Source organism: Lacinutrix iliipiscaria (assembly GCF_042686125.1).
Classification (GTDB): domain Bacteria; phylum Bacteroidota; class Bacteroidia; order Flavobacteriales; family Flavobacteriaceae; genus Oceanihabitans; species Oceanihabitans iliipiscarium.
Genome location: NZ_JBHUOV010000002.1, coordinates 318,174 through 330,552, shown reverse-complemented (window position 1 = coordinate 330,552; position 12,379 = coordinate 318,174). Strand labels below are relative to the sequence as shown.

The 12,379-nt window shown below is 32.6% G+C and carries 11 protein-coding genes; 5 read left to right on the top strand and 6 right to left on the bottom strand.

What is annotated here, in order from left to right:
* Nucleotides 1-58 precede the first annotated feature (58 nt).
* Together aceB and ACFS5M_RS08585 are read left to right on the top strand one after the other, a co-directional pair.
* A complete protein-coding gene (aceB, locus tag ACFS5M_RS08590; RefSeq protein ID WP_183487895.1) occupies nt 59-1,657 on the top strand; it encodes a malate synthase A in 1,599 nt (532 codons plus the stop codon).
* Nucleotides 1,658-1,740: 83 nt separating this feature from the next.
* A complete protein-coding gene (locus tag ACFS5M_RS08585; protein ID WP_183487894.1) occupies nt 1,741-3,372 on the top strand; it encodes an isocitrate lyase in 1,632 nt (543 codons plus the stop codon).
* 60 nt (nt 3,373-3,432) lie between these two features.
* Here ACFS5M_RS08585 and ACFS5M_RS08580 read toward each other — a convergent pair whose 3' ends face one another.
* Both ACFS5M_RS08580 and ACFS5M_RS08575 read right to left on the bottom strand, forming a co-directional pair.
* Complete coding sequence (locus ACFS5M_RS08580) at nt 3,433-3,897, bottom strand: GNAT family N-acetyltransferase (protein WP_183487893.1); 465 nt, start codon at nt 3,895-3,897, stop codon at nt 3,433-3,435.
* Nucleotides 3,887-4,906 carry a formimidoylglutamase gene (locus ACFS5M_RS08575; RefSeq protein ID WP_183487892.1) on the bottom strand — a complete coding sequence of 340 codons (1,020 nt, stop codon included), beginning with the start codon at nt 4,904-4,906 and terminating at the stop codon, nt 3,887-3,889. Before ACFS5M_RS08575 ends, ACFS5M_RS08580 begins: the two co-directional genes overlap by 11 nt.
* Nucleotides 4,907-5,037: 131 nt before the next feature.
* Here ACFS5M_RS08575 and ACFS5M_RS08570 point away from each other — a divergent pair, with 131 nt between their 5' ends.
* Nucleotides 5,038-5,919, top strand: coding sequence for a chromosome partitioning protein ParA (locus tag ACFS5M_RS08570; RefSeq protein WP_183487890.1), 882 nt, complete (start codon nt 5,038-5,040; stop codon nt 5,917-5,919).
* 54 nt (nt 5,920-5,973) lie between these two features.
* Here ACFS5M_RS08570 and ACFS5M_RS08565 read toward each other — a convergent pair whose 3' ends face one another.
* The 4 genes from ACFS5M_RS08565 to fumC all read right to left on the bottom strand — a co-directional run bounded on the left by ACFS5M_RS08565 (nt 5,974) and on the right by fumC (nt 10,759).
* A complete protein-coding gene (locus tag ACFS5M_RS08565) occupies nt 5,974-6,543 on the bottom strand; it encodes a hypothetical protein (RefSeq protein ID WP_183487888.1) in 570 nt (189 codons plus the stop codon).
* Entirely contained in the window at nt 6,527-7,762 is a 1,236-nt protein-coding gene (gene hutI, locus ACFS5M_RS08560; protein WP_183487886.1) for an imidazolonepropionase, read from the bottom strand. Before hutI ends, ACFS5M_RS08565 begins: the two co-directional genes overlap by 17 nt.
* A gap of 84 nt (nt 7,763-7,846) precedes the next feature.
* Nucleotides 7,847-9,280 (bottom strand): T9SS type A sorting domain-containing protein, encoded by a 1,434-nt coding sequence (locus ACFS5M_RS08555; protein ID WP_183487884.1) that lies wholly within the window; start codon nt 9,278-9,280, stop codon nt 7,847-7,849.
* Nucleotides 9,281-9,361: 81 nt separating this feature from the next.
* Entirely contained in the window at nt 9,362-10,759 is a 1,398-nt protein-coding gene (gene fumC / locus ACFS5M_RS08550; protein ID WP_183487882.1) for a class II fumarate hydratase, read from the bottom strand.
* A 171-nt stretch (nt 10,760-10,930) separates the two neighbouring features.
* Here fumC and ACFS5M_RS08545 point away from each other — a divergent pair, with 171 nt between their 5' ends.
* Together ACFS5M_RS08545 and ACFS5M_RS08540 are read left to right on the top strand one after the other, a co-directional pair.
* Nucleotides 10,931-11,995 carry a T9SS type A sorting domain-containing protein gene (locus ACFS5M_RS08545; protein ID WP_183487880.1) on the top strand — a complete coding sequence of 355 codons (1,065 nt, stop codon included), beginning with the start codon at nt 10,931-10,933 and terminating at the stop codon, nt 11,993-11,995.
* A gap of 96 nt (nt 11,996-12,091) precedes the next feature.
* Complete coding sequence (locus ACFS5M_RS08540) at nt 12,092-12,265, top strand: hypothetical protein (RefSeq protein ID WP_183487878.1); 174 nt, start codon at nt 12,092-12,094, stop codon at nt 12,263-12,265.
* Nucleotides 12,266-12,379: the final 114 nt, after the last annotated feature.

Here is a 12,379-nt window from a genome sequence, read left to right as displayed (position 1 = left end):
ACGTTCGCTTGGTTTTTTTAAATCTTTGTTTTAATATTGCGTTATAAAATTTTTTATCATGGAAAACCAAATATTAAAAATGCCAATAGTTCAATTCTCTAAAGATGTTAAAAACTATTACCCAGAAATTTTAACAGATGAAGCTTTAAAATTTATTAAAGTCCTACATGAAAAATTTAATAGCAAAAGATTGTTCTTATTGTCTAGAAGAAAAGAACAGCAAAAGTTATTTGATGCTGGAGAGTTTCCTAAGTTTCCACAAGAAACAAAAGAAATTAGACAAGGAGAATGGACAGCTAATTCAATCCCCAAAGACCTGCAGGATAGACGTGTTGAAATTACAGGTCCTGTAGATAGAAAGATGATTATTAATGCATTGAATTCTGGAGCAAAAACGTTTATGGCTGATTTAGAAGATAGTAATGCACCAAGTTGGAAGAATTCTATTGAAGGACAGCAGAACCTTAAAGATGCTAATAAAAAAACGATAGCTCTTCATGATGTAAAGCGAGGAAAATCTTATCAATTGAATGAAAAAACAGCTGTGTTATTAGTAAGGCCAAGAGGGTTGCATTTAAACGAAAGACATATTCTTGTAGCTAATGAAGAAGCTTCTGGAAGTTTAGTAGATTTTGGTTTATATGTTTTTCATAACACAAAGACCATGATTGAAAATGGAACAGCTCCTTATTTCTATTTGCCAAAATTAGAACAATACCTTGAAGCTCGCTGGTGGAATGAGGTTTTTGAATTTGCCGAAGATTATTTAAAGGTTCCTGTAGGGACTTTTAAAGCGACAGTTTTAATAGAAACGATTACGGCAAGTTTTCAGTTAGATGAAATTATTTATGAATTAAAAGATCATATTGTTGGACTTAATTGTGGTCGTTGGGATTATATTTTCTCTTACATTAAAAAGTTTAGAAATCATCCAGATTTTATTGTTCCAAACAGAGATCAAGTTACCATGACAACGCCTTTTATGGACGCGTATTCTAAATTGGTAATTCAAAGATGTCACAAGAGAGGTATTCTTGCAATAGGTGGAATGGCTGCGCAAATTCCTATTAAAAATGATGTGCAAGCTAATAAAATCGCTTTAGAAAAAGTTAGAAAAGACAAAGAGCGCGAAGTGAAAAATGGACATGATGGAACTTGGGTGGCGCATCCTGCTTTAGTTGAAGTTGCAATGAAGGAATTTGACAAGCATATGAAGACTGCTAATCAAATGCATGTTGCTAGAGAGGATTTAACAATTACTGAAAAAGACTTGGTGGCCTTACCTCTTGGGACTGTTACCGAAAGTGGTGTTAGAAAAAATATTAATGTTGGAATCTTATATATTGAAGCTTGGCTTCGTGGTTATGGAGCCGTTGCTTTGTATCACTTAATGGAAGATGCGGCTACTGCCGAAATTTCGCGCACTCAAATATGGCAATGGTTAAAGAATAAAGTGAAGTTGGAGGATGGACGATTATTCACCATGCAGCTATTTCAAGATATTTTTGATGATGAAATTGAAAAAATTATTGCTGAAGTAGGCGAGGATAATCTACCTAACACAAAATTTAAACTAGCAATTTCTTTATTTGAAAAGTTGGTTACAGAAAAAGAGTTTGAAGAATTTTTAACGCTTCCAGCTTATCAATACCTATAAAAAAATGTCTCGCAACTACTGCAATAGTTTGCGAGACCTAATTATCAAAATCTTGAAAAACCTTAATAATCAAATACAAAATTATGAAAAATTTAGCACAAAGTAATTATAGTTCTGCTTTAGAAACTGTACGCAACCTTAAAACAAAATATGGAAACTCTTGGGATAGTATACACCCAGAAAGTGCAGCTAGAATGGTTGCTCAAAATCGTTTTAAAACGGGATTAGATATTGCTCAATATACAGCAGCCATTATGAGGAAAGATATGGCAGAGTATGATGCAGACACAAAAAATTACACACAATCACTTGGTTGTTGGCATGGATTTGTTGCGCAACAAAAAATGATAGCTGTTAAAAAACACCATAACACTACAAATAAAAAATATTTATATCTATCTGGATGGATGGTTGCGGCATTGCGTTCAGAGTTTGGACCACTACCAGATCAGTCTATGCACGAAAAAACGGCTGTTCCTGCATTAATTCAAGAGATTTATGATTTTCTTAAACAAGCAGATGCTATTGCTCTTAATGATTTATTTAAAAGACTTGAAAATGGTGAAAATGTGCAATCTCTAATCGATAACTTTGAAACGCATGTCGTTCCTATTATTGCAGATATTGATGCAGGTTTTGGAAACGAAGAAGCGACATATTTATTATCTAAGAGAATGATTGAAGCTGGAGCTTGTGCTATTCAAATTGAGAACCAAGTGTCTGATGCTAAACAATGTGGTCATCAAGATGGTAAAGTAACTGTGCCTCATGAAGATTTTATAGCAAAACTAAATGCTATTCGATATGCTTTTTTAGAATTAGGTGTTGAAGATGGAATAATTGTCGCTCGAACTGATTCTGAAGGCGCAGGATTAACACAAAAACTTCCTGTAAGCCAGAAACCAGGTGATTTAGCTTCACAATATTTAGCCTTTATCGAAGCAGAAGAGATTGCTATTGAAGACGCAAAAGAAGATGATGTGCTACTTAAAAGAGATGGTCAACTAGTGCGTCCTATAAGATTAGCAAACGGACTCTATAAGTTTAAAGAAGGATCTAATATTGATAGAGTAGTATTAGATTGTGTTACAAGCCTTCAACATGGTGCAGACCTTTTATGGATTGAAACACCAACACCAAATATAAAGCAAATTGCACATATGGTAAATAGAGTGAGAGAAGTTGTCCCAAATGCGAAATTGGTTTACAATAACTCACCTTCTTTTAATTGGACTTTAAATTTCCGAAATCAAGCTTATGACGATATGCTAGCTTTAGGAAAAGATGTTTCTAAATATGATAAGAATAATTTAATGGATGCTTCTTATGATGATTCAGAATTATGTAAGCTTGCTGATGAGAAAATTAGAACCTTCCAGATTGATGGAGCAAGAGAAGCTGGTATTTTTCATCACTTAATTACTCTGCCAACGTATCATACCACAGCGCTTCATATGAATGATTTAACTGCAGGCTATTTTGGAACTGAAGGTATGTTGGCTTATGTGAAAAGAGTGCAGAGGCAGGAAATTAGAAAAAATGTGTCTTGCGTAAAACATCAAAGAATGGCTGGCTCAGATTTAGGAGATGATCATAAAACATTTTTTGCTGGAGAAAAAGCATTAAAAGCAGGAGGAGAGAAGAATACTTCAAATCAATTTGAGACTCAAAGTAAAAAAAATAAAAATGAAGAAAGAATAAGTGTTCTTGCTTAAACCGTTAGTTTTACATTTAGTTAGTAAAAAGCACTTCTCATTGAATGGAAGTGCTTTTTTTTATAAAGGAAATTCCATTTTAATATCACAGCGTGCATAAGGGCAATTTTCTTCTACAGGCACTTCAATAAAACCATATTTCCTATAAATATAAATTGCATTTTCGAGCTTACGACTAGAGTAGAGAAGTAGTCTTTTAAATTTTTGATTTTTAGCAAAATCTAAGCAGTATTGCATCAATTGCTGTCCAATGTTATGACCACGATGTTCTGGTGAAACGGCCATTTTAGTGAGCTCGAATGTGCCTGATTCTTGAATTGGCATCAATGCTACTGTTCCAACAACATTATGGTTCAGCATTGCAAAAAAGATATAGCCACCTTTCTCAATAATATATTTTTCTGGTTGACTCAACACTTCTTCGTCAAACGGTTCGACATAAAAATGGGTTTTTAGCCATTCAATATTAAGCGTATAAAAGTCTTTAGAGAAATGAGTTTTAAAAGGAATAATATTAATGGTCATGAGCTCTAATAAAATCAGTAATTAAATAAGTGATGAGTTTACCTACTTGTGTTTCAGTTTCTGTAGATGGAGCAGCTTCACAAATATGTAAGTAAGTTGCATTTTTGTGATTTGCAAAATGGTCTACAAAACGTCTAGCTTTATTAACGTTAAAACCACTAGGAGACATGGCGCTACTTGGTATATTTTCAATGGCGTCACAATCTATTTCTATACCAAAAGGTTTGTCGGAAATATGTTTTAAAGCACGATCCATTTCTGTTTTGAATTTCAATGTTTTTCTAATGGATATAGCTTCAAAAGTATTGTAATCAATGGTTTTTAGCTTATTGATAGTATTTAAAATATTTTGTGATGTGTAGTTTTCGTGTATACCAAAAATGAAATAGTTTTTCAGGAAACCTTCCGCGAAAGCGTAACTAAATCCGTTACCACTATGTCGTCCCTCTTCTGGTCTAAAATCAGTATGCGCATCAAAATTAACAACATTAATAGCGGTGTTTAGTGCAAGTGAAGCTCCTTTAATATTACCATAAGCATTGTTGTGGCCTCCACCTATAATAATAGGCTTCTTTCCTGCTTTAACAATGTCATGGATTATAGACACCACTTGTTTATCGATTTTACTAACCATTTTTCTGGCTTTAGCAACATCTTTCTTTTTAGATTGGTCTAAAAGTTTAAGTTTTTCTAATTCATCTTCAAAATTTAAATGCCCTAGAATAAGTACTTTTTTAGGGTTGGTAAATGCATTACTTTGAATATTTAACAAAATTTTAATGGTAGCCTCATAAGCTGATGAAGTTCCTGATTTCCCGTAGTTTGCGAAAACTCCTACATCTTCAGGCAAGCCAATTATTACATGCTCGACATCTAAATTTTTAAGTTGCTCGTATATATTGAAAACAGAAGCTAATACAGTAATGTGTTCGCCAAATTTTGACTCTTTTGGTCGTTTGTTAACTAAACGTTTTAGTTTTTCAGCATTAAATAAAACCAATTTGTCCATTTTGAAAAGTCTGTATAATTAAGTTAATAAAATTACGTTTTTTTTAAGCTTAATCGCAATTAAACCATTAATAAATAAATATATTTGAATCAAAATTACGCTCTAAATTTTAACCTTTAAAACAAGTAATTATGGAAAGTAAGAAAAGCAATATAGGATTAAAAGTCGCTTTAGGTATAGCGTTAGCCTTATTTTTAGGAACAGGATTTTATACATCTCAACTGTATCAAGAAAAAAAGGAGTCAGAAAATCAGCTTATTAAAGAAAAGCAAGTCGTTTTAAATGATTTAAGTAATATGGCAAAGCAATATGATCTTGCAATTGATGAGAATGACATAACTAATGAGAAGTTAATTGAAGCTAAAGAGCGTATTCAAGGATTAATTGATTCATTAAAAGTTTCTGAAGCTAATGTTGGAAGTTTATGGAGATACAAACAAAAGTATGTAGCATTACAAAAAGAGATGGATGTACTTTTAGTTGAAAATGATAGGCTTAAAGTTGAAAATGAATTATTAGCAACATCTTTAGATAGTACAAGAGTAAGATTAGAAGAGCGATCGATGTTTACAGATTCACTTTTAGTACAAAATACTGCTTTAGCAGAAGTCGTAGAAAATGCAGCAGTACTTAGTGCAGTAAACTTAAAAGGTTATGGTGTAATAGAACGTACTTCAGGTAAATTAATACCAACAGAACGTGCTAGAAGAGTAGATAAAATACGTGTGTGTTTTACAATGGCAAAAAATAGCTTAGTACAAGCAGGAGACCAAGAATTATATATACAAGTTATTGATCCAAATAATAATACACTAGGTGTAAATGAACAAATACAGTTTGGTGATCAAACTCTAAACTATAGTATTATAAGTAAGTTTAATTACGAAAACAACTCTTTAGATGTTTGTGAATTTGTAACAGCTAGAGGAGAGAAATTTGAAAAAGGACGTTATACTGTTAATGTGTTTAATGATAGAGATTTAATTTCTAGTGATGAATTTACATTAAAGTAATGGGTCGTTATGTTTAAGATGAAAAAGCTCGAAACTATTTGTTTTGAGCTTTTTTTATTGACTTAATTGAGCAATACAAGCTTCTCTAATCTTCCAAATGCTTTCAACTGAATGCGGAACATTCTCTGAGTTTATCCAACTTTTTAAGAAGCTTTTATGTTTATTTATTTTGTAATTCCCAATTTGCTCTGGAAGGATTTGCTCTTCAAATAATAAGTCCTTATAAAATGAGGTGTGGCTTACTTCGGCTCTTGTGAAGTCTAAGATCAGCTCATTAAATTTTAAGTAAGTGTGTGCTTCAGGAATGTAACTTAGTTTGTATTTAGATAATACGTTTCCAATACCTTTTGTATTGTTTTCAGACATTTTATATAAGCCTAAACAAAACTGAATATGTAAAGCATCATTTTCAATAGCGACCTGTTTTAGAAATGCATGCTTAGTAGAGCAAGTTCCTTTTTCTTCTTTTAAAATTAAGAGATAATCACTTCGGTCTGTATTCCTTCCATAAGGTAACGATTGAACATAATTACTTAGGGCGTCAAAATCTTTATACCCTTTTTCTAGGCATAACTTTGATAGAGGCTTAGATGCTTTTAAGCTAAAGTTAAATGAGGATGCCATTTATAAGTACAGAGTCTATATGGTTTTCACCAAAAGCATAGGGTAAAAAATTATAGCTAGGAATTGCTTTAGTAATAATAATGTTGGCTTTTTTTCCTCTAGTTATACTACCATAAGAATTAGATATGCCCATAGCATAAGCTCCATTTATTGTTGCGGCATTAATTGCTTCTTCAGGTGTCATTTTCATTTTTATACAAGCTGTACTTACTACAAAATTCATATTTCCACTAGGTGTAGACCCTGGGTTATAATCTGATGCAAGTGCCAATGGCAGTCCAGCATCTATGATTTGTCTAGCAGGCGTGTATGGTATGCTTAAAAAATATGAACATGATGGCAGTGCAACAGGCATTGTGTTGCTTCCTTTTAAAGCGTTTATATCGTCATTATTCAGTTCTTCTAAATGATCTACTGAAAGCGCGTTGTGTTTAACACCTATAGCAACACCTCCAAAAGCGTTAAATTGATTGACGTGAATTTTAGGTATGAGACCATATTTTTTTCCAGCTGAAAGTATGCGCTCTGTATCTTTTAAATCAAAATAGCCTTTTTCACAAAAGACATCAATATAATGAGCTAGTGCTTCTTTTTCGATTTGCGGAAGCATCTCGTTTATAATCAAATCTAAATATGCTTCTTTGTCTTTTTTATAAGTTTTTGGAAGTGCATGAGCGCCCAAAAATGTAGCTTTTACTTTGATTGGAAAATCTCTTTTAATACGTTTAATTACTCGAAGCATTTTGAGTTCAGCATCAACAGTTAAGCCATAACCTGATTTAATTTCTATAGCTCCAGTACCTAATTTCATGACTTGTCGTACTCGTTTTATAGATTGTTGGTATAAGGCTTCTTCGCTTGTGTTCTGAAGTTTTTCTGCTGAGTTTAAAATTCCACCACCACGTTTAGCGATATCTTCATAGCTTAAGCCATTAATTCTATCAACAAATTCTTGCTCTCTATGCCCTGCATATACGATATGAGTATGCGAGTCGCACCATGTAGGAAGTACTATTTTACCAGTTGCATCTATAACTTCATCGGCTTCTATATTGATTAGTTCTTCCATGTTGCCATATTCTACAATGGTATCATCTTCGATTAAAAGATAAGCGTTTTTAATTGTTGGAAGCACTCTCATTTCAGATCCAGATATTTTTAAAACATTTGTATCTCTTACTTGGAGTAATTCTTTGATATTTATTATGAGTAATGACATAGTTGTAATTGAAAGTCTAAATTTATGAAAATAAAAAAGCGTTGGCAATTAGCCAACGCTTTAAATTTTATAAAGTAAAACAAATTATTGTTTAATGAATTTATAAGTTGTGTTATAGTCTTTAAATTTAATGATATAAATACCACTATTAAGTTTGGATACATCTAAGTTTTGACCAAGTTGAATAGTGTTGTTCATTACGCGTTTACCTAAAACATTATAAATAGAAATATTTAAATCGTTAGTAAAGTTGCCTTTAAAGTTTAGTTTGTTTTTTGTAGGATTAGGATATATAGTAATTTCATTTAATGTGTTTTCTTCTGTACTTAAAGTAATATGATCATTTAAATATAAAGCTAAGTCATCCTGTAAGTAACTCACTGCAGCGATGTCTAAGTCGCCATCGTTATCAAAGTCTTGAATCTCAATATCAAAAGCAGCAGAATTTGTATCATCAATAATAATTTCACTAGCCAATCCACCAACAGCATCACTTGTAAACCAAATAAAGTCAGCATCAGTAGCTCTTCCATTAGTGACTAATAAATCATTAAAGGTGTCATTATTAAAATCGGCAACTGAGGCCATTGCTGTTCTTGAGATCGAGGTTGTAACAGTTGTTTCAGTAAAAGTTGTAGCTGTACCAGCACTATCCTTAGCGTACCAAGCAATATTTGGGACAGCAGTTGGACTATTATCAGACTTAATAATATCTAAACTAGAATCATCATTAATATCTGCGAAAGAAACAGTCCATAGAAATCCATTTCCAGTACTTACATTATTATCATAAGCAGTAAATGGAACATTTCCACTACCATCAATACCATCAGGAATTAACTTGTTATCAAATACACTAACATTACCATTACCAGTAAATGCCACGACAACATCTAAATCGCCATCACTGTCATAATCAGCTATATCAAAAGCACCTGGCTGACTACCAGCCACTACTGGAGTAATGTCTCTTAGAATACCAAAGGTGCCATCACCATTACCAAGAAAATAAACAACTTTATTTCCATCGTAAGAAGAGACAACTAAATCTAAGTAATTGTTAACATCATTATCGATATTCACAGCCATGACCATTCCTGCTCCAGGAATTGCTCCAGAGATTTCAACAGCAGGTTCAAAAGTTTCATCGCCATTGTTTTCAAACCAAACAACGTTGCTATTCACATAACTCGTTGCAATAATGTCATTATTTCCATCAGCATTAAGATCTGCGATGGTTATTCCTTCAACATAGGATAAGTCATTAGGTGCTATGGCAGATAAAGCTCCCATATCCATAAAAGTACCATCTCCATTATTTTTATACCAAGTAACATCACTTCCAGTATCGGTACCAATGGCAATATCTAAAAAGGCATCACCATTTAAATGCCCTGAAGCAATAGTGTAAGGTTCTATACTCGTAGAGGCATCAATGACAGATTTAACAAAGCTTTGAGCTTGTATTGAAGTAAGAGTCGTTAGAACAAAAAGACTAGTAAGTAAAATTTGTTTCATAATATAAATAGATTTGTATATCAAAGATAAGGTTTTATTTTAAAAAAGAGTTATTTATCGGTAAAAATACACACTTTGTCGTTACTTTAGACTTCCAACCATATCTTCAGGTTTAACCCAAGCATCGTAGTCATCTGCAGAAACATATCCTAAATTAATAGCTTCTTCTTTTAAAGTTGTTCCATTTTTATGTGCTGTATTTGCAATTTCTGCAGCTTTATAGTAACCAATTTTTGTATTTAGAGCAGTAACAAGCATTAAAGAGTTATTCAATAATTCTTTAATAACAGCGTGATTTGGCTCAATACCTGTAGCGCAGTTTTCATCAAAACTTTTACAGGCATCACCAATAAGTTGAGCAGATTGTAAAACGTTAGCAGCCATCATAGGTTTAAAGACATTAAGCTCATAATGACCTTGGGTACCACCAACAGAAACAGCAACATCATTTCCAATAACTTGAGCACAAACCATGGTTAAGGCTTCGCATTGAGTAGGGTTTACTTTTCCAGGCATAATTGAACTTCCTGGCTCGTTTGCAGGAATAATAATCTCGCCAATACCTGAACGTGGCCCAGAAGCCATCATACGAATGTCGTTTGCAATTTTATTTAGAGAAACTGCAAGCTGCTTTAAAGCTCCATGGGTTTCTACTAAAGCATCATGTGCAGCAAGCGCTTCAAATTTATTTGGAGCAGAAATAAAAGGTAGTCCAGTAAATTTTGCAATATATTCGCTAACACGTTTTGAATATCCAGTAGGAGTATTTAATCCAGTACCAACAGCTGTACCACCAAGGGCAAGCTCACTTAAATGATCTAAAGTGTTTGTTAAAGCTTTTAAACCATGATTAAGCTGTGAGACATAACCAGAAAACTCTTGCCCCAAAGTAAGCGGAGTCGCATCCATTAAATGTGTACGTCCAATTTTTACAACGTTTTTAAAATCATTAGATTTTTTTTGCAAAGTATCGCGTAATTGCTCAACACCAGGAATTGTAGTTTCTATAATTTTTTTATAGGCAGCAATATGCATTCCAGTAGGAAAAGTATCATTTGAGGACTGAGATTTGTTAACATCATCATTAGGCTGTATCGTTTTTTCGCCTTCACCTATAACTTTTCCAGCAATTTGATGAGCACGATTTGCTATAACTTCATTAACATTCATATTGCTTTGAGTACCAGAACCAGTTTGCCAAATAACTAATGGAAATTGATCATCATGCATTCCAGTTAAAATTTCATCACAGACTTGAGCAATAAGATCGCGTTTTTCAATAGCTAATACGCCTAATTCACAGTTGGTATAAGCTGCAGCCTTTTTAAGATAAGCAAACCCATAAACAATTTCTAAAGGCATAGATGCTGGTGCTCCAATTTTAAAGTTATTTCGAGAACGTTCTGTTTGGGCTCCCCAAAGTTTATCTGCAGGGACTTTTACTTGTCCCATAGTATCTTTTTCTATTCTGTAATCCATTGTTTTTTATGTAAAAATTGCAAACACAAAATTACGGATTTTATCGTTTATTAAGGATTAGATTTTAAGATAATTTTGAAGAATTTCTGTGTTAGATTTATATGTGTATTGGTAAATTTTTTTAAGACTATTAATAGGTTTACTTTTGTGAATAATTATAAATTACAAAAGATGTTTAAAAGATTACTTTTAATAATTGTATTGTGTTTCTCAAACAGTTTGTTTGCTCAAACTGAAGATGTTATTACAGGGTTAAGCCATCCTTTAGGAATCGCGTTTGATGATGAAGACATGTATATTTGTGAGCATGCACCAGGACCTAATGCTGGAATTCTATCTAGAGTTGATTTATTAGTCACACCTTTAGTTAAAGAAGATTTAGTGACAGAATTATTTTACCCAAGAGCTATTTATCTTCATGGTAATGATTTATATTATGCCATTACGACTTCATTAAATAAAATTGATATTACCTCTTCAAGTCCTAGTCCAGAAGTAGTTGTTACTGGATTAAACTTTCCAAGATCCTTGGTTTTAGTAGGAGATTATTTATATATGGCTGAAGCTGATAGGATTAGAAAAATTAACATTCAAGATGCTAGTCCAACTCCAATAGATGTAATAACAGGCTTGCCAGATGATCCGCTTTCAATGGCCTTACGAGGTGACGAAATGTTTTTTGCTTCGGCCAATAAAGTCTCTAAGTTTTCACTTCTGGATGCTAGTCCTGTTGTAGAGTATGTTGTTACTGGGTTTGAATCGAATATTTATTCTCTTGTTTTTTATGGCGACACGTTAATTGTTGGCATGGCATTAATTCGTAAAATGATGACTATTGATATGAATGCAACGGTTTTAGTTGCTGAAGAATTTTTATCTAGTATGAGTGGCCAACCAATGCATTTAGTGATACATAATAATGAACTCTATATTGCTGGAGGCATTAATAGTAAGGTTTTTAAGTTATCTGATTTAAGTTCTTTAAGTATTGAAGACTCTCAACCTTTTATTGTGCAGCAAGTTTATCCTAATCCAACTAAAAATTTAATTCAAATTTCAGGGTTAAAAGAGCAGACAGCATACGAGGTTTATAATACTAATGGTTTGGTTGTTTTAAAAGGAAATTTAATGCCAAATGAAACCGTTAGTTTAAGTGCTTTAAGTTCTGGGATGTATTTTTTTAGATTGCACAACAGAAGCTTAAATGAACTAACTTTAAAAGTTATGAAGGATTAATAGAAATTACTGTTAATAAATCTTATATTTTATATTGCATAAAAAAACACTTTCACTTATCTTTGCGATAGTAATAAAATAACAGACCAATATATTATGTTCGAATTTGACCAATATTTAGGATTTTTAGCGTTCTTAACCATATTAACTATAGGTTTTTGGTTAATGATATTTTTATTGACTTTTGTTATTCCTTATTGGATTTTTGGCGCTTCAATAGAACGTTTTAAAGAAATTAGAGAAGAAAAGAAAGCAAAGCGTAACGCTTAGTCTTTTTATTAAAATATATAAAAAGGGAAACTCATTAAGTTTCCCTTTTTTTTTTAATTAATATGTTGTTAATACTATAATGAACTAAATTTTGCGTTAGCGATTGCAGCAAAC